This window comes from Vreelandella sp. 2A-K22, from assembly GCF_054065485.1.
Genome location: NZ_JBSUGC010000007.1, coordinates 217360 through 244286 on the forward strand (window position 1 = coordinate 217360; position 26927 = coordinate 244286).

Annotated in this window: 22 protein-coding genes; 13 read left to right on the forward strand and 9 right to left on the reverse strand. The window is 55.5% G+C overall.

Annotation, left to right across the window (positions count from 1 at the left end; genetic code table 11):
* The first annotated feature begins 35 nt into the window (after nucleotides 1-35).
* Nucleotides 36-971, forward strand: coding sequence for a LysR substrate-binding domain-containing protein (locus ACW17M_RS11835; protein WP_457547461.1), 936 nt, complete (start codon nucleotides 36-38; stop codon nucleotides 969-971).
* Nucleotides 972-1024: 53 nt separating this feature from the next.
* Here the strand turns inward: ACW17M_RS11835 and ACW17M_RS11840 are convergent, their stop codons facing one another.
* Both ACW17M_RS11840 and ACW17M_RS11845 read right to left on the reverse strand, forming a co-directional pair.
* Nucleotides 1025-1405: a GFA family protein gene (locus ACW17M_RS11840; protein WP_457547462.1), complete on the reverse strand. Its 381-nt coding sequence runs from the start codon at nucleotides 1403-1405 to the stop codon at nucleotides 1025-1027.
* A complete protein-coding gene (locus ACW17M_RS11845) occupies nucleotides 1362-1670 on the reverse strand; it encodes a hypothetical protein (protein ID WP_457547463.1) in 309 nt (102 codons plus the stop codon). The genes ACW17M_RS11840 and ACW17M_RS11845 overlap by 44 nt, the downstream gene beginning before the upstream one ends.
* Nucleotides 1671-2468: 798 nt before the next feature.
* On the opposite strand from ACW17M_RS11845, the gene ACW17M_RS11850 reads away from it, so the two are divergent.
* Genes ACW17M_RS11850 through ACW17M_RS11860 form a run of 3 tightly spaced genes read left to right on the forward strand, consistent with a single transcriptional unit; the run spans nucleotide 2469 to nucleotide 3507 of the window.
* The gene (locus tag ACW17M_RS11850; protein ID WP_081742660.1) at nucleotides 2469-2738 is read left to right on the forward strand and encodes a hypothetical protein; all 270 of its coding nucleotides are present in this window, start codon (nucleotides 2469-2471) and stop codon (nucleotides 2736-2738) included.
* A gap of 3 nt (nucleotides 2739-2741) precedes the next feature.
* On the forward strand, nucleotides 2742-3266 hold the full coding sequence (locus tag ACW17M_RS11855; protein ID WP_457547464.1) for a helix-turn-helix transcriptional regulator: 525 nt from the start codon (nucleotides 2742-2744) through the stop codon (nucleotides 3264-3266).
* A 34-nt stretch (nucleotides 3267-3300) separates the two neighbouring features.
* Nucleotides 3301-3507 carry an RpnC/YadD family protein gene (locus ACW17M_RS11860; protein ID WP_400668069.1) on the forward strand — a complete coding sequence of 69 codons (207 nt, stop codon included), beginning with the start codon at nucleotides 3301-3303 and terminating at the stop codon, nucleotides 3505-3507.
* Between the two features lie 343 nt (nucleotides 3508-3850).
* Here the strand turns inward: ACW17M_RS11860 and ACW17M_RS11865 are convergent, their stop codons facing one another.
* A complete protein-coding gene (locus tag ACW17M_RS11865; RefSeq protein WP_457547465.1) occupies nucleotides 3851-5467 on the reverse strand; it encodes a hypothetical protein in 1617 nt (538 codons plus the stop codon).
* Between the two features lie 479 nt (nucleotides 5468-5946).
* Here ACW17M_RS11865 and ACW17M_RS11870 point away from each other — a divergent pair, with 479 nt between their 5' ends.
* The gene (locus ACW17M_RS11870) at nucleotides 5947-6741 is read left to right on the forward strand and encodes a PhzF family phenazine biosynthesis protein (RefSeq protein WP_400668075.1); all 795 of its coding nucleotides are present in this window, start codon (nucleotides 5947-5949) and stop codon (nucleotides 6739-6741) included.
* 23 nt (nucleotides 6742-6764) lie between these two features.
* Here ACW17M_RS11870 and ACW17M_RS11875 read toward each other — a convergent pair whose 3' ends face one another.
* A complete protein-coding gene (locus ACW17M_RS11875; RefSeq protein WP_427769875.1) occupies nucleotides 6765-7547 on the reverse strand; it encodes an AraC family transcriptional regulator in 783 nt (260 codons plus the stop codon).
* 192 nt (nucleotides 7548-7739) lie between these two features.
* Complete coding sequence (locus tag ACW17M_RS11880) at nucleotides 7740-8723, reverse strand: NADPH:quinone reductase (RefSeq protein ID WP_027957298.1); 984 nt, start codon at nucleotides 8721-8723, stop codon at nucleotides 7740-7742.
* Between the two features lie 153 nt (nucleotides 8724-8876).
* On the opposite strand from ACW17M_RS11880, the gene ACW17M_RS11885 reads away from it, so the two are divergent.
* The 4 genes from ACW17M_RS11885 to ACW17M_RS11900 all read left to right on the forward strand — a co-directional run bounded on the left by ACW17M_RS11885 (nucleotide 8877) and on the right by ACW17M_RS11900 (nucleotide 15262).
* The gene (locus tag ACW17M_RS11885; protein WP_027957297.1) at nucleotides 8877-9233 is read left to right on the forward strand and encodes a winged helix-turn-helix transcriptional regulator; all 357 of its coding nucleotides are present in this window, start codon (nucleotides 8877-8879) and stop codon (nucleotides 9231-9233) included.
* Between the two features lie 221 nt (nucleotides 9234-9454).
* Nucleotides 9455-10264, forward strand: coding sequence for a sulfite exporter TauE/SafE family protein (locus ACW17M_RS11890; RefSeq protein WP_457547466.1), 810 nt, complete (start codon nucleotides 9455-9457; stop codon nucleotides 10262-10264).
* Between the two features lie 176 nt (nucleotides 10265-10440).
* On the forward strand, nucleotides 10441-11364 hold the full coding sequence (locus ACW17M_RS11895; protein ID WP_022519737.1) for a bifunctional helix-turn-helix transcriptional regulator/GNAT family N-acetyltransferase: 924 nt from the start codon (nucleotides 10441-10443) through the stop codon (nucleotides 11362-11364).
* A 751-nt stretch (nucleotides 11365-12115) separates the two neighbouring features.
* Entirely contained in the window at nucleotides 12116-15262 is a 3147-nt protein-coding gene (locus ACW17M_RS11900; protein ID WP_161575190.1) for an ATP-binding protein, read from the forward strand.
* Between the two features lie 16 nt (nucleotides 15263-15278).
* Here the strand turns inward: ACW17M_RS11900 and ACW17M_RS11905 are convergent, their stop codons facing one another.
* Nucleotides 15279-16910 carry an FAD-dependent oxidoreductase gene (locus ACW17M_RS11905; protein ID WP_400668096.1) on the reverse strand — a complete coding sequence of 544 codons (1632 nt, stop codon included), beginning with the start codon at nucleotides 16908-16910 and terminating at the stop codon, nucleotides 15279-15281.
* Nucleotides 16911-17151: 241 nt separating this feature from the next.
* On the opposite strand from ACW17M_RS11905, the gene ACW17M_RS11910 reads away from it, so the two are divergent.
* Nucleotides 17152-17619, forward strand: a complete 468-nt coding sequence (locus ACW17M_RS11910; protein ID WP_101148383.1) for a VapA/VapB family virulence-associated protein — start codon at nucleotides 17152-17154, stop codon at nucleotides 17617-17619.
* A 289-nt stretch (nucleotides 17620-17908) separates the two neighbouring features.
* Here ACW17M_RS11910 and ACW17M_RS11915 read toward each other — a convergent pair whose 3' ends face one another.
* Nucleotides 17909-18988, reverse strand: a complete 1080-nt coding sequence (locus tag ACW17M_RS11915; RefSeq protein WP_457547467.1) for an ATP-binding protein — start codon at nucleotides 18986-18988, stop codon at nucleotides 17909-17911.
* Nucleotides 18985-19719 carry a response regulator gene (locus ACW17M_RS11920; protein WP_457547468.1) on the reverse strand — a complete coding sequence of 245 codons (735 nt, stop codon included), beginning with the start codon at nucleotides 19717-19719 and terminating at the stop codon, nucleotides 18985-18987. Before ACW17M_RS11920 ends, ACW17M_RS11915 begins: the two co-directional genes overlap by 4 nt.
* Nucleotides 19720-19858: 139 nt before the next feature.
* Here ACW17M_RS11920 and ACW17M_RS11925 point away from each other — a divergent pair, with 139 nt between their 5' ends.
* From ACW17M_RS11925 to ACW17M_RS11935, 3 genes are all read left to right on the forward strand, one after another.
* Nucleotides 19859-21019, forward strand: coding sequence for an efflux RND transporter periplasmic adaptor subunit (locus ACW17M_RS11925; RefSeq protein WP_457547469.1), 1161 nt, complete (start codon nucleotides 19859-19861; stop codon nucleotides 21017-21019).
* Between the two features lie 18 nt (nucleotides 21020-21037).
* On the forward strand, nucleotides 21038-24184 hold the full coding sequence (locus tag ACW17M_RS11930; protein ID WP_457547470.1) for a multidrug efflux RND transporter permease subunit: 3147 nt from the start codon (nucleotides 21038-21040) through the stop codon (nucleotides 24182-24184).
* A 116-nt stretch (nucleotides 24185-24300) separates the two neighbouring features.
* On the forward strand, nucleotides 24301-25815 hold the full coding sequence (locus ACW17M_RS11935) for an MFS transporter (protein WP_457547471.1): 1515 nt from the start codon (nucleotides 24301-24303) through the stop codon (nucleotides 25813-25815).
* Nucleotides 25816-25970: 155 nt separating this feature from the next.
* Here the strand turns inward: ACW17M_RS11935 and ACW17M_RS11940 are convergent, their stop codons facing one another.
* Nucleotides 25971-26906, reverse strand: a complete 936-nt coding sequence (locus tag ACW17M_RS11940; RefSeq protein ID WP_035538973.1) for a LysR family transcriptional regulator — start codon at nucleotides 26904-26906, stop codon at nucleotides 25971-25973.
* Nucleotides 26907-26927 lie beyond the last annotated feature (21 nt).

Genomic DNA, 26927 nt, shown 5'->3' on the forward strand with positions numbered 1-26927 from the left:
AACGACTTCTGCGTCACAATGCATGAGCTCAGATTATGGATAACTTCATCAAGTCTCTTCCGCCGCTGGCGACGCTGCGCCCCTTTGAGGCAGCCGCCAGGCTGGAAAGCTTTTCGCGCGCGGCCGATGAACTCCACCTGACCCAGGCGGCTATCAGTCGACAGATCCGTGCTCTGGAGGAAGACCTTGGCGTGATGCTTTTCGAGCGCCGTAATCGCAGTGTGTTTCTTACCCGCGAAGGGCGTGAATTTGGCCGTACGGTCTCCCAGGCGCTGGAAAGTGTCGCCACGGGGGCTCAGGAGCTGCGCGGCGACCCAAATGATAAGCGCGTCGTGTTGTTCTGCCAGTTATGCGAAGCGTTCTATTGGCTGATGCCACAGCTGGCTGACTTCAATCGTCGCTATCCTGAGATTGAGATTCAACTGGCGACCTCGACAAGGCCGATTGCCGAATTTAGTGGCAGCTTCGACATTGCGCTGCAAACCAACGGTAGGCCTAGCGGGAGCCATCGATTGGTGTTTACCGCCGAGGACGAGATATTTCCGGTCTGCAGCCCTGCTTACCTGAAAGGTGCAACTACGCCGTTGAATCTCAATGCGTTGCTGAACCAGCGGCTACTGCACCACCACGCTGAACCGCCGGATTGGCTGGAGTGGGATGACTGGTTTCGTGCCATGGGGCACTTTGAACTCTCATCAGCGGAGAGTGCTGTGTTCGACAGTTATCCACTGCTACTGCAAGCGGCTGTCGCGGGGCACGGTATCGCCTTGGGATGGCGGCGCACGACGCAACGATTAATTGAAAATGGCGAACTGATCCGCCCGGTGGCCGAGAGCTTGCCCCAGCACGATGCTATCGCCCTATACACACGCCAGGGCGCGCCCCAGCGCGCAGGCAGCGAAGCGTTATTGGGCTGGTTGCGTGAGGTGTTGGTTGATGAGGTTTGTACGAACTCACAAAGCGCGTATTGAAGGTAAGCGCTGATCGATTACCTTCTGACCTAAGCGGCAGTCCTTGAACCTGCTCAATCTTGCCGATCTCGTTCGTATTGCTCCACGTTTGGAAATTGTGGCAACCAATGTTCGCGGCGAATGTTCCAAAGCTCATACGTCGCTTTCAGTTGATTGGGTGAATCAAGGGGGCCAAGGTGTATTGCGATTTCTTCCTCGCTTACCGAAAAAAACGACGAACCGCATGCTGAACAGAAGTAGCGCCCCTGATAACTGTGCGGTTCGCCTGCGATAATGACAGCTTGCTTGGGATAATCAGCAGCCGCATAGAAAAGCGCTCCGTGAGGAGGGCAATGGGGTTTAAGCACATTCACGTTACTGCTTAAAAGATCGTGAACAGGTTCTAAGGGGTCATTCAGAGACGCCCTCGCAGTTGTCGTGATACAGCGAGGCATCGGTGCCCAACACTAGGCGCTTGGTGGCGTGATTGTAGTAGAAGCGACCGGACTCGGTGCGTGCAAGCTCATAGTCGCCGCACACTCCATAGCCCTTGTTGACTTGCGTCAAGTGGGAGATTTCGGCCGGTGCCTGGCTGTCGAGGCGTTCAGATATAGTCGCGGCGATGTGGGCATCACGCTGGGCCTCAGAATAGGCCTGGCTACCGAATACCAGGCCAGCAACGACGAAAATGGCGACGACGGGAATCCATAGATTATGCATAGAGTGTCCAGTTAGAGGATATAAAGGTGCATGAATTCGGTAGAAAGATTATTTAGCTGGATAATAACTTTTTGCCCATCCAATTTCATTGGTTGGCGAGTAGTTGGTTTACACAAGGATCCGCGCCAACCTTACGACACTAAACTGCTCTACAAGAATGAAGGTCTTACGGAGGATCTGTTCAGCACCTTTCTAACCTACGTCACCAGCTCGCCGTGTCCTGCGCATGAGCTGTTAAATCCAAACTCGACCGGCCCTACAAAAAAGAGTTTTAGAGCATGGCCCGGGCTGCCGTCTGTAGTGATTCACTGATTCCGGACACCAATCGCCCCAGCACGATTCTATCGCCCTATACACACGCCAAGGCGCACCTCAACGCCCAGTCAGCGAGGCGTTATTGGGTTGGCTGCGTGAGGTGCTTAGTGATGAGCAGGTTGCTGAAGCGATAGGCTTGGCGCTAGGTGCAGTGGCTGAGCTGCGTGTTGAAGGTAAGCGCTGATCTGGCTTTTATTACGTATCTGGTTTCGTGCATAGCGCATCGAAAGAAAGGGCAGTCCAATTGGCTGCCCTTTCTGTATTTGGTTGCTGAGGATGGCAGACATTCCCCATGCCATGAAAGACCCCAGCGTCAGGTTAAGTGTTGCACCTACTGATATTCTTTCTTAAATTTTTATTAGGGAGTTAAAAGAGACACTTGGGTCTATCTATTTAGATGAACGTCGGCAAGCATATGAATTGCTGCTTCAATGGTTGTCAATTGACAACCATTGAAGGGGGCTTCATACTCAGAGGCAAATAATGACTCGTCCATCACATCCGAAAAAAGAGATCGAAACTGCCCTCAAACATGCGGAAGCGGAGGGCTGGCGAGTTGAAGTCGGCGGTAGTCACGCCTGGGGCAAGATTTACTGTCCCTATAATGATGATGAATGCCGCTGCGGTGAGTTTTGTATCGCGAGCGTGTGGAGTACACCGAAAAATCCCGGCAGCCACGCCCGGGCAATTCGGAGAGTGGTGGACAAGTGCTCGACCCACAAGCGTCGAGACGAAGCGGAGCCGGAGGATTGAAGAATGGAATATATTTTTACGCTGAAATACCAACTGGCTGACTGCGACAGCGACCTAGATGCACTGGTGGAGCGTTTGGGCGCCGCCGGTTGTGATGATGCTCTGGTGGGCGTAGGGCAGCCGGGCCGCTTGGCGCTGGAATTCTCTCGTGAAGCGGGCAGCGCCGAGGAAGCGGTTCGCACTGCCCTGGTTGACGTAAAAAAAGCGATCCCTTCCGCGCGGCTGATCGAGGCCTCGCCGGATCTTGTTGGCCTGACGGATGTAGCAGACGTTGTGGGCGTTTCGCGACAGGCAATGCGAAAGCTGATGCTCACCCACCGAGCGACGTTTCCTGTACCGGTTCACGAAGGCAGTGCCTCAATCTGGCACCTGGCGGAGGTGCTTGACTGGTTGATGACCCGAGGGGGTTACCAAATTGATGTTGGCGTGCTGGATATTGCGAAAGTAGCATTAGAAGTGAATATAGCCAAAGAGGCGATCCGCCATCCGGTTAGTAGCCGCGAGGAAATGGAGTTGCTGACCGCGTAGCCAACAGTTCAATAGTTTGTTGGAGAATAAAGACATGTTGGCAGAAAATTTGGAAAACTGGGCTCAGCAAGAGCGCCAGGAAGGCGAAAAGCTGGGCATTGAGAAAGGTGAGAAGCTGGGTGTTGAGAAAACAGCTCGTAATCTGCTTAAGCTGGGAGTGCTTAGCGATGAGCAGATTGCTGAAGCGACAGGCTTGGCGCTAGATGATGTGGCTGAGCTGCGTGTTGAAGGTAAGCGCTGATCTGGCTTTTATTACGTATCTGGTTTTCGTGCATAGCGCATCGAAAGAAAGGGCAGTCCAATTGGCTGCCCTTTCTGAAGCATCGCATTTCGCTATCTAAACCGTTTATTAAGGCATCCGTCGAAAAAACGTCTGCGAATACACCGGCTCTAGTTTCTACGGCATCTTGGGTTAGGCCCCACCGTAGTGCCTCCAGTTTGCTTTTGTGTTCTTGGAACACATCATGACTAGCCCTTGAGCCGAATAGGCACCGTGATAGGCGCATTTTCTGCTCTGCAGGCATGGAGCACGCTTGTCGATAAATTCTTCATGTCGGCTGCCAGCGTGACGGCCTTGCGCTCCTTCAATCCATCAAACGCCTCGCGGATAGCCCTGGCTCAAATGTGACATCAACGTATTCTGGCACGTCTGCGTACTTCACGTGGATTAAGGGAAAGCGCTGGGGATCACCTTCAAGCCTTAATTGCATAACCCAAGACAAAGGATCCGTTATGCCATACAAAAGGCTCTTTTCGGTCAGTGACAGCGGTGAATCGTATAGTCGGGAGGTAGAGAACGCATTGATGTCTTTATAACCCGCACTGCGATCAATCATGAGTTGATCCTGTTGATTTTCAAGCACCAAGCGCCATTGGCTGGGCTCACTTTCGAGCGGAATTGTTTTTGCTGTTGCCTCGCCCCTGGTTATCTCTTGGGGCGTATCGGCTAGTTCGATAAAAAGCTGCTCTTCCACCGTATAAGTACGGTAAGCAAGCGTTGCCGATACGCCGTGGATAGCACCCCAGTCGACTTCATTCCACCCCAATGGCTTCAGTCTTATCTCGATGGTCACGCCGTCGGTATTTCTTACTCCTTGGAGGACATCGGTGGTCAACAGAGGGAACTCGATTTTCTCTCCTTGAGCATCCGTCAGCGTTAGCTCGCTTAAGCTTGCGTAGCCTGGCGTTTGATGATCTTCGATATTAAAAGGCACTCTGAGTATCAGCACATTGTCTCCTTCATCGATTCTATAGATCGCTTGGTCGCGATCAGGAAAGAGTGTTTCGATATCATCAGTCGGCTGGGTATTATTTAGGGGCGCTTTAGTCTCGACCTGAGGCAGCGTGTACTCGAACTCGTAAGTTGTGGGATCGTCCTTGAGACTAGTAGGCAGTCCGGAAGAACTGAAGCGCAAAAGGTCGAGGAAGTTCTCGCCGGTAGCGGTATCGTCGGGTAGGGCCGTTACATATAGGAGTAAATGTCTTGGCACCGTCCGCTCGCTATGATGAACGGCTTGCTCAATAAAAAGCGCCAGCGACTCGAGCCAGCCGGTATCGCGGTTAATGCGTATGCGGCCATGTGTTTCGACAAGGTTGGCCGTTACTTCACTTTCATCGGCTCCAACGGGTAAAACCACCGGTTGCGTATGCTCCGACGCGCTGATATCGGCAGTGATCCATTCGTCAGTTATCTCAGTTACCGTCAGTGTCATTTCAGGAAGCGACGGCAAACCATTTAAAGCGGCCGTTGCCCCCGCCTCCAACGGTAGTGAAGTTATTAGGCCAGGAATGCTGAGTGCCTGTCCCACTTGCTCAGAAGTGAATGCGTCTTGCCGCGAATTTATTGTCTTCCAGAACGCGCTGTTTTCTGTATTGGGTGTGGCGTTACCATCGCTGGTTACTTCAAGACCAAAATCAGTTTCCATTGTACTTGCGCTGCTAAGCTCGCGCTCTTTAGACCGGTTACTTTCATACAGCACGTCACTGACACCCGAGGTGATTCGTAGAAAACGTGGCTCAATGTTTAGGGTAAGCGCATGGTTGTTTCGTGTCCTGAGGCCGTAGCGAGCGATATTTTCGATAGCTAGCTTATCGGTGATAGTATCCGAGGCCCCTGTGCCAGAGCGCATACCAATATAGTACTGGCGCTGTGAACCATCTTCCGGCTCTAAACTGGTCGCATAACTTGGTTTGCCCGCCACTAGTAGTATCACTGTGAAAGCCGCTGAAAATAACCTCGCCGTATATCTTATATGTTCTTTGTTCATAAAATTTCTTAAATTAGTGTTGGGGTTAAGGGATCACATTATTAGAGTGACGTAATATATTAGATAAATTATAATTTAGCATCTCGTGTTGACGGTGAAGAGAAGCTCATCAATCTGAAAAAGCTGAAAAACGAAAACACCACCGAACATGCTGAACAACGTCATGAGCTGGAAATGATGCTAGGGCAGGTGGGGGACTGGGGGTAATACGTGTTGGTTGGTGGAACCGCGAATGGTCGGCTCGTCTGGAAAATACGAATGGCAAACACACAGGTAGAGTATTACCCCGTAGTTAAGAGCTCGGCCTATTGGCTGTGGAGTTTAAACATTTTTAAATGCGCTCACTCATAGTGTGCTATATCGCTTTTTGATAAACCTTATGTCCACCCAACTTTTTTCTCGAAGCTAATGCCATGCAAATTGACCTGTACCAAGTAGATGCTTTTGCCTCCCAGCCCTTTGGAGGTAATCCCGCGGCCGTTTGTCCCCTGAAAGTATGGCTGGATGATGCGCTGCTGCAAGCCATTGCGTCGGAGAATAACCTTTCCGAGACCGCGTATTTTGTACCTACGGAGGCAGGCTACCATCTGCGCTGGTTTACCCCTGTGGTGGAAGTTGATTTGTGTGGCCATGCCACTTTGGCGGCGGCGTGGGTAATTTTTAATGCACTAGGTGATAGCTCAGAAACTCTGCAATTTCAGACCCGCAGTGGGCAGTTATTGGTAAAGCGTGAGGGTGACGAGCTGGCGATGGATTTTCCCGCGAAAACGCTAGAACCCTTGGCAATGCACGCTGAGGTAGCGGCGGCGTTCGGCGGTATCGACATTGAGGAACTGCTGATCTCTGACGATATCGTGGTGGTGGTTAATGATGCGCGATTGATTGAGTCGTTAGCGCCGGATATGCAGCAGCTTAAACAGCTGCCGGGGCGGGGGATGGCGGTCACCGCTAAAGGCCATGATGTGGACTTTGTTTCCCGTTGGTTTGGCCCCAAGGTGGGCGTTGAAGAAGACCCGGTGACAGGCTCGGCCCATACGTCGCTTGCACCTTACTGGTCTAAGCGGTTAGGCAAGCAAACGCTAACCGCACGCCAGGGCGGCGCCCGAAAAGGCGCGCTTAGCTGCATCGTGGAAGGCGAGCGCGTGATTATCAAAGGCCGCGTGGCCCCTTATCTACAAGGGGTTATCACCTTGCCGAAGAGTAACTGAAAAAGCTAGGTATGTTGAGGCAGTTACTCCTTTTGGCGGCGAGCCGCTTGGACGAAAGCCGTTGGAGATTGGCCGAGCACCTTGCGAAACATGCTGGAGAAAGCGGCCGGGCTATCGTAGCCGAGTTCCAGTGAGGTGCGGGTAACGGAACTGCCAGACAGCAGCCTGGGAATTGCCGCCATCAGGCAGGCCTGTTGGCGCCATCGCCCAAAGGAGAGTCCGGTCTGCTGACGGAACAGGCGATTGAAGGTGCGCTGACTGCAATGTAACTGCCGCGCCCACTCCTCCGGAAAAGTGTGAATGCTCGGCTGGCCGAGAAACTCTCTGCACAGGCGGGCGAGCGGAAGGTCATGGGGCAAAGGCGCAAATAGTGGCAGGGCCTGAGCCTGTTCCAGTTCGTATAGGAGTAATTGAGCCAGGGCACCGTCGCGGCCGTTTTCATCATAGAGCGCGGGGATGTGGGCGGAAGCCAGCAGCAGGTGATGCAGGAGAGGCGTCACGACCAGCACCTCGCAGTTGTGCGATGTGCGTGGCGCAACGTGGGGCTCGATATACAGGCTTCGGGTGCTCACCCCGTTCATGCGCACTTGGTGGCGTTTGCCCGCAGGCAGCCAGACGCCGCTGTAGGGCGGCACCATCCAGGTACCGTCATCCGTATTAACTTCCATCACGCCGGTCATGCCATAGAGAAACTGGGCACGGCGATGGGTATGAAAATCGAGGAGGGTACCGGGGCGGTAGTCAGTGCCGATGGCCACCATGGGACGTGCAACATGATCCACATCTGAAAGAGGCGTATTGAGCATTAGCGTTAACCTGGCTGAAATGCGTTGATGGTCTTTACCGCTTCCCTGTCCACATGGCGCCACCACCTACTGCAGACCGTGCAATGGCACGCGGGCGCATTCTTGATCGCATTCATACTAGGGCGTACCTGTTACTGCTGACGGTAGTGCTGGTGGTGATAGTTGTCATGCGCGATTTCAAGTAATCTCAGCTCACATGTGTACAAGAACCTTGCCTATAACGTTGGACGATTCCAATGCCTCGTGAGCTTCGACTATGTTCCGAAGAGGCATGTTTAAACCGATTTTTGGCGAGTAGTATCCGGCCTCAAGGCACGAGTTGATATCCGCTATAGCAATTTGTTTCAACTCATCGGGTACATTGTAGATATACACGAAACGGAAGACGCAACCATGCATCATGGCCTTCAATAATGGAATGGAAAGCTCATCCGTCGCATTGGCGGTTGCGTAGGCGCTTATAACCCCACCTTGGGACAAACAGGCCAAGTTGATGTCAAGATTGGGCTTCAAAGCGACATCGACAATATGGTCAACGCCGAGTCCTTCTGTTGCTTCCAAAACAATACTCGCAACATCTTCCGACTTTCGGTCGATCACTAGATCAGCGCCATTTTTTTCGGCTACGGTGGCTTGTTCAGAGCTCATCACCGTTGTTGAAACCCATGCGCCGGCCCACTTTGCCAATAGAATTGCTGCTGTTCCGACCACTCCGGCTCCGCCATGAATCAGCACTCGCCGACCTTTTAGGCTGCCATCAGAAAACAGGCAGCGGTGAGCTGTTAGCGCCGGAATCCCAAGCGAAGCACCTACTTCAAATGAGGTCGTATCCGGCAAGTGAACCGCCTGACGTGCAGGAACCACAACGAACTCTGCTGCCGTGCCTGTCGCTCGACCGTATTGCGCTTCGTATACCCAAACCCGCTCGCCAAGCCTATCCGGTGGCACGTTCGCGCCAACGGCATCAATAACCCCTGCGCCATCTTGATGGGGAATGATGCGCGGATAAGGCATTTCTGCAGAGAAACCAGTTCGCGCCTTGACATCGGTTGGGTTGAGTCCGGAAACATGGATGCGGACGCGCACCTCGTCTGACCCTGGTTCTGGTGTCGGTAATTCACCGACTTTCAGCACATCTCGAGCGCTGCCTTGGGCTTCATAGTAAGCTGCTTTCATCAGGGTGCTCCATCAAGATTTTCAGGTAAAAGAGCGCAGCACAGGACTAGCTGCTGCGGGAGAGATATTCTAGATACTAGGGGTTGAATTGAAAAGTAGGCACTGATTTGATATATAGGGATATATTTTATACTAATGGCGGGTGTATAACGGATGAAGAAGCAAGAAGCTCATGAGTATCGGTGCACTGTTGAAGCGACCGTTGCTGTTGCTGGCGGAAAATGGAAACCGCTGATCATTTACTATCTACTCAGCGGAACCAAACGATTTGGAGAGCTTCGCAAGCTTATCGGTGGCGTCACGCAACGGTCGTTGACATTGCAACTTCGAGAGCTTGAATCGCACGGTATTATCTCTCGAGAAGTGTTTGCCGAAGTTCCCCCACGTGTCGAATATTCGCTTACCGAGCTTGGGCTGACTCTGGCCCCCGTGCTCAACGCCATGAAAGAGTGGGGAGATAGCTATCTATCTTGGCAAGACACCAACGGCAATAATGCTCATATTAACTAACAGCCTCTTTTAAGCTTGGTAATTGATATGGCCAATCTGCGCTCCTTAATCAGTGCCGATGGCCACCACGGGCCTTGCTACATGATCCACATCTGAAAGAGGTGTATTGAGCATTAGCGTTAACCTGGCTGAAATGCGTTGATGGTTGTCCGAATGACGAATGTCGACCAACTCTCGCCAGCATATAGTGCCTGCTGTTTCGTTTCATCAGGAGAGTGCCGGTGTATAGCGTATTGCTTCTTTGTGGCGGGTTGGCGGGAGTGACCACCGTATTGTTCGGTTTCGGTGGTGGGTTTGTGGTGGTTCCCTTGCTGTATACCCTGCTGATTTCCGTCCATGGGCCGGATAGTGGTATCGGTCAGGCGGCCATGCATATCGCGGTAGCCACCTCGACGGCGTTGATGGTCTTTGCTGCTTCCCTATCCACATGGCGCCACCATCTAAGGCAAACCGTGCAATGGCACTTGGTGCGTCCGCTGGTGGGCTATATCGCCGTGGGCGCCGTGCTGGGCGCAGCGGCTGCCGTATCGTTGAGCGGGGAATGGGTGCGCTGGGCGTTTATCGGCTATCTGGGTATTACGATTGCGGATGCTATTCTGCGGCCTGGTTTTCTGCATCAGTCAGGGAGTGATGTGCGTCCTATGGGTCGTGGGGTAACGGCGATGACGGGGACAGTGATTGGTGCGGTGGCCGCCTTGCTGGGCGTTGGCGGCAGCGTGATGACCGTACCGCTCATGCGCCGTAGAGGCGTGAGTATGACGGCAGCCACTGCCATGGCCAATCCGTTGTCGTTGCCCATGGCGGTGAGTGGCACCGCGACGTATGTGTTGCTGTCGGCAAATCACCCAGCGTTGGGGGACTGGTATGCCGGTTATGTGGATCTGCGCGCCTTGTTGGTATTGGCAGTGGGCTCATGGCTCGGTATCCGCTTGGCGTCGACCTGGATCGGACGCTTTCCTGACCGTCTTCATGCCAGGGTGTACTTGCTATTGTTGACCATGGTGCTGGTGGTGATGGTTTTTGTTCATTGAGTGTTGCTTGCGTGGGAGATGCCTGTTTGGGAGATGTGTGGCGCTTGATATTCAGGGCGTCGCGCAGTCGAGAGAGCTTCATTTATTTTGTCAGTAGTTTCTTATGAGATCTTGTTGACATGGTTGCCAAAAGCAATTAATTATGTGCTTAAGGCAACTAATTGGAGGCCTCTTCCATGGCCGCAGAACAACGCTTGCATGAGCGAGCTGGAACGGTGCGAAGCTTTAACCGTTTCTACACGCGTCAGATCGGTGTGCTGCACGAGCATTTGCTGGAAAGCCCATTCTCGCTAACGGAGGTTCGCATTCTTTATGAGCTGGCGCATCGGCCGATGCTTACCAGCTCGGATATTTGCCGGGAGCTGGGGCTCAATGCCGGTTACGTGAGCCGGGTGCTGAAAGGCTTCGAGAAGAAGGGGCTCATCACCAGGATCCCCTTGCCCTCCGATCGCCGGGCGGCGCAACTGCAATTGACTGATCATGGGCGGGAAACTTACCTGCCGTTGAGTGATGCGTCGCAGCGCGAAGTTGTTGCCATGCTCAAGCGGCTTTCGGAGCCTGAGCAACACCAGTTGATCGAGGCTATGCATCAAATTGAGAGCCTGCTTGGCGATACCGATTCGAACTACCTGCTGCGCGACCCGCAGCCGGGCGATATGGGATGGATCGTCCATCGGCAGGCAGTTCTGTATGCCCAGGAGTACGGCTGGAACAGTGAATATGAAGCACTGACAGCAGACATCGTCGCCAAGTATCTGCGTGATTATGACCCGCAATGGGAACGGTGCTGGGTCGTCGAGAAGCAAGGAAGTGTCGTTGGTTCCGTGTTCGTCGTTAGGGAGGACGAAGCGACCGCAAAGCTGCGGTTACTCTATGTCGATCCCTGCGCCCGAGGTCTTGGAATAGGTGGCCGTCTTGTCGATGAATGCCTAAGATTCGCCCGCCAAGCTGGCTATAAAAAAATCATCTTGTGGACCAACAGCGTTCTTATTGGTGCGCGAAAAATCTATGAAAGGGCGGGTTTCGAACTGGTTGAGGAAACGCCCCATCACAGCTTCGGCAAGGATCTTGTCGGTCAGGTGTGGAGCCGTGAGCTGTAGTACCCACGTTGCGAAGCATCGCTCTGCCTAGGCAACAGTCGTGTGCCGGACAGCAGGGGGGCGAGCGCAAACCTTTAAATGATGTTGCTAATTTGCCACCGTGGCTCGGCAAGTTGTATGCGTTCAATGACCCAATCCACGAATGCCCGCACGTCAGCATATGTAAAATCTGCACGTAAAGAACGTAAATCATCTTATGCGATACGCCGATTTCCTGGACTGGCCTGGAAGGCCCCTGAATAACCAGGATTACCTCCAGAATGGACAGCACCAGTGGGAGCCAGCCGAGAAGATAAATCGTGTAGTAACGGCCTTCAGTACCATCAAAATCATAGGCAATAACAAACGGGGTGAGTCTTTTGGCTATCTAATTGCCTCTTTAATGTTGGTTTTAACGCTACGCATGACCGTCAGCCATAGCTGCATCAAGCTTTTTCTGCTACTGATTCTATTCTACCAAATTCCAATTAGTATCTGGCTATATTATGAGCCGAATATAAACCATAATCGGCTCATCCTGTGAGCTGAATGGGCGAGGTGGTAGGTCTATGTATTTCTGCTCATCTTTCCTCAAAACTAGTGCCGCTTGCTCTGCACTAGCTCGTAATCTGCTAGGCTTAGTTCCATCTAATACTAAAAAACCATAGGCTTGCACAAAAGCTAGCCAGTCTTTGCACGCCGATTTTTCATGTAAAGCGTGATGCAGTGCCATGGTCGACATTTCCCGCGTGTTCGAGAAAGGAAGGCAATCATGATCGCTCCCCAAGATGGGCGTTTGCGGCTGGATCGCCAGCGCTTGAAGCAGCACCGCAAACGGCTGGGCTTTAGTCAGGAGGCGCTGGCCGAGTACTGCTTCGACCAGCGCCTATGCGTTTCTATTGCTTCGATTAAACGGGCCGAGAGTGGGCGGGCGGTGCTTTATCGCACCGCTCGCCACTTGGCTGAGATCTACGGCGTCGAGGTTGAGGCGCTGTCAGCGAATGCGGAAGAGGCCGCCGCTGTGCCTGCCGCTGATAGCGAGGAGATGGAAAGCGCGCGTGTCTTGATCCAATTGCATGCTGTGGTGGCTGACCAGCCAACCCTGGCGACCTGGGTTCAGCATTTCGGCGGCAGCCTGGCGGAAGAAGGGACGGCCCTGTTTGGGCTGCCCCGGGCTTACCGTAGCGATGCTCAGCGGGGCCTGTTGTGCGCCGCGACCCTGGTGGAACAGGGAGTGGCGAAGGTCGTATATCTCCAGGCTGGCCAATGGCCGTCCGCTACGCCCCCTTCGATAGCGGAGGAGCGGAGTGGTGTTTGGGTTGAGCGCGGGGTGGCGGTGCAGTTGGCGGAACGCTTTATCTTCGATGATGAAGGCGGAGATTGGCTGCGCTACCGCCATCCCCGAGACGAATCTCAGGAGGCCCGCTTCGAACTGGTGGGGCGCCGGGTGCAGTTGGGGCAGCTGCAGGCCATTTTAGAGAGTACCTGTGACTATCAGGCTGGCCATCTGATCTATATTCGCGGCGTGGCGGGCATCGGCAAGACGCGTCTCAGCGCCGAGTTTGCCGAGATGGCGGCGGCGCATGCCGATCATCATCAGGCCGAGGTGTTGGACTTCGGCACGCGTGCCGATGAAGGCCCGTTGATGCAGCTGACTCGTTCGCTGCTTCAAACGTCCGATGAGACGAAAGGTGAAACGATAGACGAAGCGAGCCTACTCGCTCGCCTTTCGGCGCTGCGTTTGCCCGTGGATCATGCCATGCTGCTGCGCCCCTTGCTGGGGCTGGCTCAGCCAGAGGATGCGCAGCGTCTCTATGCGGCCATGACCCCGGAGACCCGCAGCCAGCGTTTGGTTCTGGCACTGCGCGACACTCTCCTGGCGCGGTCTATTCATCGCCCCCAATTGCTGGTGGTGGAAGACCTTCACTGGGCCGATGAGGCGCTGCTGGGAACCCTGACTGGGCTACTCCAGGAGACCCTGGAAGCGCCGGTGATCTGGCTGTTTACCTCACGCTTAGAGCAGGACCCACTAGAGACCCGTCTAAGGCCACAGTTGCCTGAGTCGCCGCTAACCTTGATCGAACTTCCTCCATTGCGCCCCCAAGAGGCCGAGGCCCTGGTAGCCAGCTTCGGAGCGGTTCCCACCGAGCATGCCTCCCGCCTTGTCACTCAGGCCCAGGGCAATCCGCTGTTTCTGACTCAACTGTTGCTGTTTCATCCCCACTGCAGCTTGCCAGCCAGCCTAGCTAATCTGGTACAGACCAAGCTGGATCAGCTCACCGACCTGGATCGTCGGGCCATGTGCGTCGCCGCCGTTATGGGGCAGCGCTTCTCGCTAGCGTTGCTGCAGGAAGTGGTGGGGCAGGCCGATTATCGACCTGAACTCCCCCAGCGCTACAGTTTGGTACGCCCGCTGGAAGAGGGGAGCTATCGCTTTGTGCATGACCTGATTCTGCAGGGCATCTACGAAGGGATTCCAAAAATACAACGCGACCGCCTGCATCTCCGGCTGGCCGAGCTCTATGGTGAAACGGAACTGGGGCTACGTGCGCGCCATCTTCACCGTGCACGTTCCCTGGAAGCACCGAATGCGTTCCTGGAGGCGGTGGCAGCGGAAATGCTGCGTTATCGGCATGAGGAAGCCATGGCGCTGCTGAGACAATGCCGAGCCATCGATTATGCGCCGAAGGATGAGTACCGGTTAGTGCTGCTGCAAGGCCAGGTGGCGATGGCGACCGGGCGCATCCAGGCGGCTCGCGAGCACTTCGAGACGGCGCGCACGTTCGCCCGAGAGGAGTGTCAGCGCATTACCGCGGATCTTTGGCTAGCCCGGGTGCTGAACATGCTCGATGCCCTAGAGGCAGAAGAAGCGATACTCGATGGGCTGTTGCCCCTGGCCGAGATGCTGAAGGACCCTTTGCCCCTAGCTGAAGTGCTTTATCTAAAAGGTAATCTCTATTTCCCCCGGGGCGATTTTGCCACCAGCCGGGCCTACCACACTCGGGCACTGGAGCAGGCCCGATTGGGTGGCGATGTGCATACCGAAATCCAGGCCCTGAGTGGGCTGGGCGATGCGCATTATGCCGAGGGGCAGATGCGCAGCACCTACGAGCTTTTCGACCACTGTGTGGCACTCTGCCGAACTCACGGCCACGCTGACCTAGAGGCCTCTAATTTGTTCATGCTGGGTACGGCTCGTCTTTATGCTAACGAGACCGAGGCGGCGTTGGCCGACTGTTTCGATGCTGCTGAGCTGGGCAAGCGTGTTGGCAATCGGCGTGCTGAAGTGGTGGCTCGGCTAACGGCGTCCTGGGTTCTGATTTCCCAGGGCAATCCCGATGCGGCCGACGAGCAGGTCACACAGGCGCTGGCAGTGGCTCGCGGCCTGGGGTCAGGGCGCTTCGAGGCCTTTCTGTTGGAGAGCCGTGCCCGTATCGAGCTGATCACCGGACGACAGGCTGAGGCGCGAGCCAGTATCGAGCGTGCCTGGCAGTTGGTGGAACAGCACCGTCTGACGGCCTTTATTGGCCCTTGGGTGCTCGGCACTCGGGCGCTGTTGGAAGAGGATCCAGAGGCTCGCTTGGAGACGCTGCAACAGGGTGAAGCGTTGCTGGATGCTGGCTGCGTGGGGCACAACGGCTACCGTTTTTTGGTCACGGCGGCGGAGGTTAGCTTGCTTGACCATCGCCCTTCCGCAGCCCGCCACTATGCTCAGCGCTTGACCCAGCTGATGGCGGCGGAGCCCTGTGCCTGGGGCGAGCATCACCGAGCGCTGATTGAGGCTCACGCTGTTTGGTTGGAGAGCTGCGAAGAGAACGGCGAGTCTAGCGCTCTGGAAGCTTTACGGGATTGCTGGCGCCAGGGCGAAGCGGCTGGTCTGCTGATGACGATGCCTTGTCTGGCTGCCAGCCGTTACTAGTCGTCGCGCGTTATCTTTACGTTGATCCGGTATCCCCCAGCAGCAGGGCGATGAGATGCTCTGACTGTTCCAGGCACTGCTCCTGAAGGCCCGCGCCGCGCGCCCAACCGCCAGCGAACAGCAGCGGGCATACGTTCTGGTTTCCCTCGTAGCGTCCTTGGGCGGTGGTTCGGTTATAGCGCTCGATTTCCGCTTGAGCTTCCAGGCAGTTGGCATCCAGTACATTGTGCTTGAACAGGGTCCAGGCTTTGGCTTCCAGAGCGCTGCCCAGTGGCGGCAAGCGGTCTCGGTAGCCAGCTTCGTTTGGATCGGTGGCTATGGAGTCGTTCAGGGGCGAAGGGCGCCGCTCGAGCATCTCGCGGTGGGGAATCTTGTTGAGATCATCCACCAGAGAGACGAAGTACTGCGGTAGGCCTGCCTGATTGTAATCACTGTTCTCTGCATCGTTCTGGTGGCGGTTGGCTACATAGTCGATACGGTAGGGGAAGAAGGTGTCTTCAGGGTTCCGTACTTCGATATTGTAGGTACGCCATAGGTTGCGATTGGGTGGCAGGCGGGCTGCAGCGGTGTGACAGACGCTGAAGCTGCGGGTGTAGCGCACCTTGCCAAGAATATGCTGAAGGCCTTGCTGGATCTCAGTCAGGCCGTCGCCAAAGGTCAGTATCGGCAGGGCATCTTCAGCATGGGTGGCCATGATTAGAATATCTGCCTGCCAGCGGCGTTCACCTGAAGCGGTACGCTCGGCTAGCGTTGCGCCTTGGGGCGAGAGCCTTGCCTCTACGTCGATGCCGCGCAGGATTTTGACTCTTGGGCCCTGAGTCTCGGGGTTGGCGATATAAGCGGCCAAGGCCTCAAGCCAGTGCTGGGAGCCATGCTCGAAGTAGCGGCGGTCCGGGGGCGAGCCACCTTCCTGAATGCGGTAATACTCGAAGGGAGCTTGGAGTGGCATACCGCCCGGGCCGCGATCGTCGGCGAAGTACATGGCCGATATGCGTGGATAGTAGATGGTGTGGCGGATGCGTTCCAGCCGAGCTGGCAGCGCCGGGTCCTGCCAGTCGATGGTGATTTTCAAATGATCCGCTGCGGCTGCCAGCATCTCGACGGGCGTGGCGACACAGCTGTCGAAGAAGTCATCTACCGTATAGCGGGGCGTAATGCGTCCACTCTCCACTAGGTCGATGGCGCTTTGATGCACCACGGTGATCAACGGCGCTAGCTTGCCCCCTTCGGCCTGATTTAGCTCGTGGGCGGGGTCGCTGACACCGCGGGCCAGGTCGCTATCATCGGTCAGGGCTATCGCTCCGTCACGGCTGAAGTAGCTCTCGGTATTCTCTAGCGGCTTCATGCGCTCTAGCTCGCCGATCTCGCTAAGCACCGTGCGCAGGCGATGATAGGTGGCCAAGTTGACATCATTGACCCCCAGGTCGGCCCAGCGCCGATAGGGCGACTCGGGCTCGCCTGGTTGCCGCCGATTGCCGAGGTCGACCCACACCGTTTCGGCGTTGCCGCCAAGCGTGGCTTTGCGCTCGAATAGGGTGATTTCTATCTGCTGGGCTGCTTTACCACCGAGCTTCTGAAGGTAGTAGGCCAGTGACAGGCCAGAGACGCCGCCGCCGATAATGGCAACCCGAAGCGTTGAAGTGTCCATCGTTATTCTCCTTATGCAGTCGTTTGCTCCAGGATCTTCCAAGAGTTCGTTGCTGCCAAGGGCGCAAGAGAAGCTGATACCGAAGTGATCCGTTGTACTTCGTGTGGCTATTGTTAGCAATATTGGTGATGCCGAGCTGATGCTGTGACTGCGCAGTATCTAAGCTGAAATGCTTAGGGCAGGTAAGCCGCGGTCGATGACCGGCCGCCGATTTCACAACATCCGCATGAGGTATCTAACCATGAATGCTCCTCAAAGCAATGTTCCTCAAAACAATGCTCCTCAAACCATTGATAAAAAACTGATCGCCCACGACTTTCGTGTTGCCATGCATGAAAAACTCGAGCCTGAGCAGATCGATGACGTTGCCGACGCTTTGATGGCTTCCGAGAAGGCCTATCCTGCTACCGGCAGCGTAGCCAGCCTGATCTTCTATCTTAGGTTTCAGGTTAACATCACCGATGGCAAGTCCTTCGATGGCAATGCTGGCGGCATCTCCTCAGCGGGCGGCGGCGCTCTCTTTGGGGATGTCTATACCAAAGATCTCGAACGGCTCTATCGTGATACGGTAAGTTTCGAATTTCAGGGTACGCCAGTCTATCTGAGCATCCTGTTCTTCGATGGCGACAGTAATCTATTGGGCCACTTCCAGTCGGGTGCCGTCTCCACCGTTACCGGCGCTGGCGGTGGCACAGGCAGCTGGAGTTGAGTCTTAGCCGTATGCTGATTCTAAACCTGGGGGCGCCCTCGGCGTTCCCAGGTAATCGCGAGCAAGAACGTCAGCATGCTCTCAATCCATTCTTCACAATCCACTCTTCTCCCCCTGATTTCCCTCCACCTATACTTCTCCATCCCAGTTAGCTTTCTGACTAACCTATGAGCCGAATATGAACTCTATTCGGCTCGTGTATCTCTGGGAGCAGCGCCAATTGCGCGAGCAGGCAACCACTAAGGATTTTTTCTTAGTAGTTCGCCAAGAGGGTAAACGCGCTATGTCATCACCCCCTATGTGATTGAGAAGGCCAGCGCAACTCAAAACAAGAGCCACCCTCATCAGAGGGGTAGCATCTGGCCTCGCCATGATGGGCTCTGGCAATAGCCGCCACTACCGCCAATCCGAGCCCACTTCCTCGCTTGTCTCCTGGCATACCACTGTCAGCGTCCCGCGCATGCCGGAATGCCGTGAAAATCTGAGAAGCATATTCCTGAGGAATACCTGGGCCGGTATCTATAACACGCAAAACACACCAGCCGTCGTCCTGGCGCGTTTGGATGATGAGTGACCCTGGTGATGCATGCTGGCGAGCGTTTTCCAGCAACGCAAGCAATGCCTGGCGAATACGGACAGGGTCGCAATACGCGGCGCCAGATTGCAGATCAAGGGTTGGATAATGATTTGATGCATTTAGGGCATGTCTACAAAATTCAACAACTGATTCAATTTCAGCAGAAAGATCACATTTCTTGATCTCAAGGTTCAGATGGCCGCTTTCGGCCAAGCTTACGGCGCGAAGGTCTTCAATCAGTTGTGCCATGCCGTCGATTTGGGTAAGGAGGCTTTGAAACTGGGGTTTTTCGGGGGGGAATACGCCTTCTGCCAAGCCTTGCAGGCGTCCGCGTAAAATAGTAACGGGCGTACGCAGCTCATGGGCAATCGCCGCATTCCAGAACGTCATTTCCTTGGACATACGCTGTAATTGGTCTGCCAGGGCATTGAAGTCGTTTGCCAAAACGGCAGCCTCGCCTAACGAGCGATCACCTGTCGTGGCGCGTGCGTCCAGGTCGCCTTGTGCGACGCGACGCATGCTTTCTGTTACGGAATTTAGCGGTACCAGAATGCGACGTGCCAAGTGAATGCCCACTATCACGGCGAACGCCAGCCCAACCAACGTAGTGCTAACGAGCCAAGCCCACTCTAGCCCCGACGGGAACATGTTTGGTTCGCTAATCGCCCCCTGCCAAAAATGGAAGGTAATGAAATAGAACACATAAGAGGTCACCACGACTAGCAGTGTTATCCCAAACGCCATCGCTGCCATTGTTAACGCGATTGTCCGGCTCAATCCAATGAGTTTCATTCTGTTCCCCATAGCCGATACCCAACGCCGCGTATGCCAACGGGTATGCCTCTCACATCGACGTCTTCCAGTTTTTTACGCAGCTTGCTGATATGGCTGTCGACAGTGCGCTCAAGCGCCTCACCTTCGGGCAGGCAGGCGGCCAATAACTCTGCGCGGGTGCAAACTTTTTTGGGCGCGCGTGCAAGGTGCGTCAACAATCTGAATTCGGTGAGCGTTAACGCAAGGCTGTGCGAGTCTCCTCCCACCTGAACAAAGGCTTCGTGTTGTTCCAAGTCGATCTCAAAAGGCGGAACCCTGAGCACAAGAGGTTGATGGCTAGCATCAGCCATGGTGCGTCTTAACACTGCCTGAGTGCGTGCGACAACCTCGGCAGGATTAAACGGCTTAACCACATAATCGTCGGCACCAAAACGCAACCCCATGAGTTTATCGATGTCCTGATCCATCGCGGTCAACATGATGACGGGCGTCTCACCACGATGGCGAACCTCTGACAGCACCTGCCAGCCATCCATTTTAGGCATCTTTACATCAAGTAAGACGAGATCGGGTTTCATCGACAAATGCATGTCCAATGCTTTGCGTCCATCTTCTGCGTAGATGGTTCGGAGGCCCGCACGTTTCAGGTAAGCCTGCAGAATATCAGCGATCTCAGGCTCGTCTTCGGCGATGAGAATCAGTGCTTGCTGACCAGAATAAGAACTTGGCGACTGTTGAGTCGTGGACATGAAAGCGCCTAATGAAACATTAATTGTGTTCTCCATCATATCTACACATACCGTCGACGTTAATACCACGCTACAGCGATATAGTCCCCTTCAATTCTATGAGTAGGCAAATGTTTGCCTATATCTGAAGGGGCGATGCATGACGATCCGACATATTTACCGTAATGGTGGCTTCTGTGCCTTGCTGATAACCGTGCTAACCGCCTGCGATCCAGTTGAGCAAGAAGTAGCGCCGCCTCCTGCCCGAGTGTCTGTTGTTACCTTGGAACCCGTTAAATTGGAGCTGACCGAAGACTTGCCGGCTCGGGTCGTTCCTTTTCAAGTGGCGGAAATTCGTCCGCAGGTCAGCGGGATTGTCCAACGTCGCCTTTTCGGACAGGGAACCGACGTGAGTGCGGGGCAGCCATTATTCGAAATCAACCCAGCGCCGTTTCGAGCTGAAGTGGAAACGGCAGAAGCTGCTTTGCAGAAAGCCGAAGCCGAGCTTGCTCATGCCCGTGCACAGTCGGCTCGTTTGGAGTCGCTGGTCAGAGGGCAGTCGGTGAGCCGCCAAGCGTATGACGATGCTGTCTCCAGCAGCCAGCAAGCTGCCGCTGAGGTAGCCCAAGCGCGTGCCACGCTGTCGCGCCGCCACCTTGACTTGGAGTTCTCCACGGTGGTGTCCCCCATTGCAGGCCGAATTGATCAGGAGTTGGTAACGGAGGGGGCGCTTGTCGGCAGCAGCGATAGCACGCCCATGGCCCGTGTTCAGCAGATCGATAAGGTCTATGTCGATGTTCGGCGTTCTGCTTCCTCGCTCGAATCGCTTCAAGATGCGATGGCGGCGCAACCTTCGCTCGACAATGGCTTACCGGTCACCATTCTCGGCAGCAACGGTACACCCTACGATGTCACCGGACGCATTCTTTTTTCGGGCATCAATGTGGATGCCAGCACGGGTGACCTTTTACTGCGTGTACTCGTGGACAATCCCAATCGGCGCCTGCTGCCCGGTATGTTTGTGCGCGCTCGCGTGCCCTATGCACGCTATGACAACGCGTTGACGGTGCCGCAACAGTCCGTGGTGCGCATCGGCGGTAAGCCCTACGTTTGGTTGATTGGTGACAGCGACAAGGCGGTGATGGTTTCAGTGGAGCTTGGTGAATTGGCGAACGGTAATTATCGGATTCAAACGGGGGTGACAGAGGGGCAGAAGGTTGTCGTCGAGGGTATAGAGCGACTTTCTGATGGTGTCGAAGTCAGCGCGACTGATTGGCATATGTCATCGCCTCTTGAGGCTTCAGTGGCATCTTCTTATTAAGCTTCCGGAGTCTCCGCAATGCCCCAGTTCTTCATCCATCGCCCAGTCTTCGCGTGGGTGGTCGCGCTGTTTATCATCCTGCTGGGCGTGATCGCCATTCCGCAGTTGCCGGTCGCTCACTACCCCTCGGTAGCGCCCCCTTCGGTGACCATCACTGCGACCTACCCCGGCGCCACACCGCAGACCATGAACGACGCCGTGCTCAGTCTCATCGAACGAGAACTGTCCAGCGTCAAGAATCTGCTGTACTTCGAATCGTCGGCGGACTCTTCAGGGTCGGCCTCTGTCACCGCCACATTCAAGCCAGGGACAAATCCGGAACTGGCCCAAGTGGATGTACAGAATAGACTCAAGGCAGTCGAACCCCGGTTACCACAGGCGGTTCGTCAGGATGGGCTGAGCGTGGAGTCAGCGTCATCCAGTTTTCTGATGATCGTAGGTCTGAATTCCGATGATGGGCGCTTTGATGAGATCGCACTGAACGATTATATGGCGCGCAATATCGTCGAGGAACTGCGCCGCATTGACGGTGTTGGTCGTGTGCAGCTGTTCGGTGCTGAGCAGGCGATGCGCATCTGGATAGAGCCGGAGAAGCTGATTGCTTTCGGCTTGTCGGTGAATGATCTATCGACCGCGATCACGGAGCAGAACGCACCGATTGTGCCGGGCAGCATCGGAGCATCTCCGGCCTTACCCGGCCAAAAGGTGTCTTCACTGTTGACCGCACAGGGGCAATTGAGCACGCCGGAAGAGTTCGCCGCTATCGTACTTCGCGCTAATGTCGACGGCTCCAAAGTGGTGTTGGGCGATGTGGCGCGAGTCGAGTTGGGCGCCCAATCCTACGGCTTCTCCAATCGTGAGAATGGCCAGCCAGCGACGGCGGCAGCCATACAGTTGGCACCCGGCGCCAATGCTGTCCGCACGTCGGAAAGTGTGCAAGCGCGTTTGGCTGAGTTAAACCAGGCGCTACCTGCGGGCATGAGCTCATCGGTTCCCTTTAATACGGCCCCGTTCGTTAAGGTTTCTATCGAGAAGGTCATCCATACCCTCATCGAGGCGATGGTACTGGTCTTCCTGGTGATGCTGCTGTTTCTACAGAACATCCGTTACACGCTGATTCCCGCACTGGTCGCGCCGATTGCGTTGTTGGGAACCTTCACGGTGATGCTGCTGGCAGGCTTCTCAATCAACGTGCTGACGATGTTTGGCATGGTGTTGGCGATTGGCATCATCGTCGATGACGCTATCGTGGTGGTCGAGAACGTTGAGCGCATCATGGCCAAAGAGGGGTTGTCGCCAAAGGACGCCACCATCAAGGCGATGAAGGAAATTACGGGCGCGGTGGTGGGCATCACCCTGGTATTGACGGTGGTGTTTATCCCGATGGCCTTCTCGAGTGGCTCGGTCGGAGTGATCTACCAGCAATTCGCGCTGGCGATGGTGGTCTCGATTCTGTTCTCGGCGTTTCTGGCGTTGACGCTGACACCGGCGCTATGCGCAACCCTTCTCAAGCCCATTAAACCGGGGCACCACGACAAAGGCGGTTTCTTCGGCATGTTCAACCGGGCGCTTAAACGTATGACCGCCCGTTACGAATCGCGTGTGGGGAGGCTGGTCGCCCGCAGTGGTCGGGTCATGCTGGTGTTTGTGGTCATCGCAGGCGTGCTGGTGTTCGCCTTCCGCCAGTTGCCTTCGGCTTTTCTGCCGGAAGAGGATCAAGGCTATTTCATGACCAGTATCCAGTTACCCGCTAATGCGACAACCGAGCGTACCTTGGATGTCGTCAAGGCGTATGAGGAGTACGTCATGGCGCGCCCTGCAGTGGACGGCAGTATGTCTATTTTGGGCTTCGGGTTCTCTGGGTCTGGCGCGAATACAGCGCTGACGTTCACCACGCTAAAGGATTGGGGGAAGCGTGACGGTGCCACGGCGGCGAGTGAAGCGGAAGGAGCTCAGGCAGCCATGAGTCAATTGAACGAAGGGACGGTGATGAGTATGTTGCCGCCGGCCATTGATGAATTGGGCACCAAGTCCGGCTTTACGATGTTCTTGCAGGATCGACGCAACCAGGGGCCGGCCGCCCTTAAGGCTGCCGAGACAACGCTGCTGGAACTGGCGGCGCAGAGCAAGGTAGTTAGTGACGTCTATTCCGACGGCCTTCCGGAAGGGGCGAGCATTCGTCTTGACATCGATCGCCAGAAAGCCGAAGCGCTCGGGGTGTCGTTCGCCAACATTAGCGAAATCCTGTCTACTGCGATGGGGTCGTCCTACATCAACGATTTCCCGAATGAAGGCCGGATGCAGCAGGTGATTATGCAAGCGGATGCGTCGGCACGCATGCAGGTCGACGACGTGCTCAAGCTGCACGTGCGTAATAGCAGGGGGGGCATGGTGTCCTTGTCAGAGGTGGTCACGCCGGTGTGGGACGAAACACCGCTACAAATGGTGCGTTACCTGGGCTATCCCGCCACTAGTATTTCTGGCGGTGCGGCGCAGGGGGCTTCCACTGGTGACGCCATGGCTGAAATGGAGCGTCTGGCGCAGCAACTTCCGCCCGGTTTCGCAGTGGCCTGGACGGGGCAGTCCCTTCAGGAGCGCCAGTCCGCTGCTCAGGCACCCATGCTGGTGGCGTTATCCATCCTGGCGGTGTTTCTGGTGTTAGCCGCTCTCTACGAGAGCTGGTCTATTCCGCTGTCGGTCATACTGGTTGTCCCGCTGGGGTTGTTGGGTGCGGTGGCCGCCATGTTGCTGCGTGACCTGCCTAACGATGTTTTCTTCAAAGTCGGTATGGTCACCGTGATCGGACTGTCTGCGAAAAACGCGATCTTGATCGTTGAGTTCGCAAAACAGTTGCGTGAGCAAGGTAAGGGGCTGATGGAGGCCGCGGTGGAAGCCGCCAGCCTGCGCCTGCGCCCGATTCTTATGACCTCACTCGCTTTCGGCTTGGGGGTGGTGCCGTTGATGGTCGCGTTTGGCGCCAGTGCCAAAACCCAGCATGCGATAGGCACGGGCGTTTTCGGCGGTATGGTCAGCGGAACGCTGCTGGTAATTCTCTTCGTCCCGGTGTTCTTCGTTTTCGTGATAGGTCTTCAGGAGCGCGTTAGTGGCTGGCGTGCGGCTCGTCGCCCTTCATCATTACAACCCGATAACGATGTAGAGCATTAATGCCATGCGCCGACTGATTCCGCCTATCGTGCTAACGCTGTCGGCGTCCCCTGTGTCAGACACCTTTTCAGTGGCAGCGTTGGAAGTGACATCATTATCTAGGAGTTAAGTGGCTAATGCTTTCTGCTATCCCACAACGTTGGCTAGTTCTGTTTGCCGTAATGCTGGCGTTCCTGCCCGTTGTCATCGACATGACAATCCTGCACGTCGCTATACCTGTACTGACGCCGGCGCTAGGTGCCGCTGGCACCGAAGTGCTGTGGATCATCGATATTTATCCGCTGCTGATGGCGGGCCTACTGGTGCCGATGGGCACCCTGGCTGACCGAGTCGGTACGCGCCGTGTGCTGCTGACCGGACTCTTGGTGTTCGGGGTGGCGTCACTACTGGCGGCATTCTCGACGACACCCGTCATGTTGATCGGTGCTCGAGTGCTGCTCGCCATTGGCGGATCGATGATTATGCCTTGTGTGCTAGGTGTTATCCGCAAAACCTTCGAAGATGAGCGCGAGCGTGCGATGGCGCTTGGCCTATGGGGAACGGTTGGGGCCGCAGGCGCGGCAGTTGGCCCATTGATTGGTGGTGTCTTGTTGGAGCATTACTGGTGGGGCTCGGTATTTCTCATCAATGTGCCCATCATGCTAGTGGTGGCGCCGGTCGCCTATGCGCTGCTGCCTCGCCGCGAGGCTACAACGCCAGGCAAATGGGCTTTCGGTCAGGCCTTGATTTTGCTTGTTGGTATTATCTCGGTGGTTTACGGCATCAAGTCTGGGGTGGGAGCGGGGCAGCCGCTGTGGCGTGCAGGGTTGGTGCTCTTCCAGGGGCTAGCGATGCTGACCTGGTTTGCACGTATCCAGTTGCGTTCGGCGGAGCCGATGCTGGACTTATCGCTATTTCGCCATCCGGCCATTGTCGCTGGCATGGTGATGGCGCTAGTGGCTTCCGGTGCACTGGCAGGTGTCGAGCTGACGCTGGCGCAAGAGCTGCAATATGTGCTGGACAAGACGCCGCTGCAGGCCGGCCTTGTTATGGTGCCGATCATGGCGGCCGCTGCAGTTGGTGGCCCCATTGCAGGCTACCTGTCCAACCGGTTTGGCTTACGGCTGGTTGCCAGCATGTCGATGGCGATCGCGGCCGCCGCTTTGGCCTATCTGGCGCATGCTGACTTCCACGCGCCTGACTGGACAGTGCCAACAGCTTTGGCCGTGCTGGGGCTCACCCTGAGCATCGGCCTGACCGCTTCCTCGATTGCCATTATGGGGGCAGTGGACGCCAGTAAAGGAGGGGCTGCAGGCTCTTTGGAAGCCACCGGCTACGAATTGGGCAGTGGGCTCGGCATCACCCTGTTTGGGGTTTTCATGGCGAGCGTCTATACCAGCACTATTGTACTGCCGCCACACTTGGAGCCAGCCCTCGGTGCACAGGCAGCGCGCTCAATGAGCGACAGCATCGTTGTGGCACAAGGACTGGCCGCAGATCAGGCGGATGCACTCATCATGGCCGCGAAGGCGGCATTCTCCACCACGCACTCGATCCTACTGACAGTCGCTGCGATTCTCATCGCTTTGCTGTCGGTGGTGGTTTTTCTGATGCTGGGTAGCCACCCAGACAAGGTGGGTGCGCGCGAGTGATATTGGTTGGGCACTGGTACATCCATGTGGTTCTAGCCCCGGTGTTAGCTGTCAAGGTAAGCGTTGCGGGTTGCCGTGGCTGCCTCATATGGGGGCATTACTGGACGCGAATTACTCCCCAAATTTAACGAGTAAAAGCGCTACCTGATTTAAGCTCAGCGCTTCCCGGCAGACTGTGATTGCATTGAGCTCGCGAGTACTTTCCATAGGTGTTCAGCGGCAGGAGTGAACCTTCTTCCTTGGCTACGGATAAGATGGCAGGTAGCGGTATGCGATAAAGAGTGCTCGACAGGGATCGCAACGATATCACCACGATCCACCAATGGGCGGGCAGACTGCCGCGTCATGAAGGCAATACCTAGCCCTGATATTGCGAGCGCAATAGCCGTTGAAAAATGATTGCACTGGTAAGCGGGCAGAGGGGCTAGGTGTTGGCTGCTGAACATTTCATTGATGTACTGTTGGATGCCGAATTGTTCTGCCATAAAGATCAATCGCTGGGAGGCCAGGGTTTCAAGCGTAATGGCTTCAAGGCCTGCCAAAGCGTGATGTGGCGGCACTATGGCGCAAATGGGGCCGCGGTTAAAACTGCGAACCATGACCGGAGGATCGCCTAATGGACCAAAGCTGATCGCCATGTCCACTTTGCCCCGCAGCATCATGTTGATTGTTTCACTCATGTTGCCAGAGTGAATATCGACAAACACATCAGGGTAATCTGCACTGAACTGTTGGAGAGGCCCTTCCACAAATTCACTGATCATACCCTGCCCGACCCGTAGGCTGACACTGCCTCGACGCAAGTGGCGCATATCCTGCAGTGTCTCGGCTAACTGACGCCGCCGATACAGCATTTCCCGGTGGTGCTCGATCAGTAGCTTTCCCGCCTGGGTCACCGTGACGTTCCTTCCCTGTTTTTCGAGCAAGGGAATTTGCAGATGGCGCTCAAGCAGTGCTATTTGCCGGCTAATGGCCGAAGGGTTAACGCCGACTGACTCGGCAGCCGCTCTAACACCTCCTTGCATGGCAACCTCGTAAAGGTAAGCCAGTCGATGCTCGGTAATTCCCTGGTCTATGCGTTGTTGCACCATTCTCTCTATCCTTCACCGGCT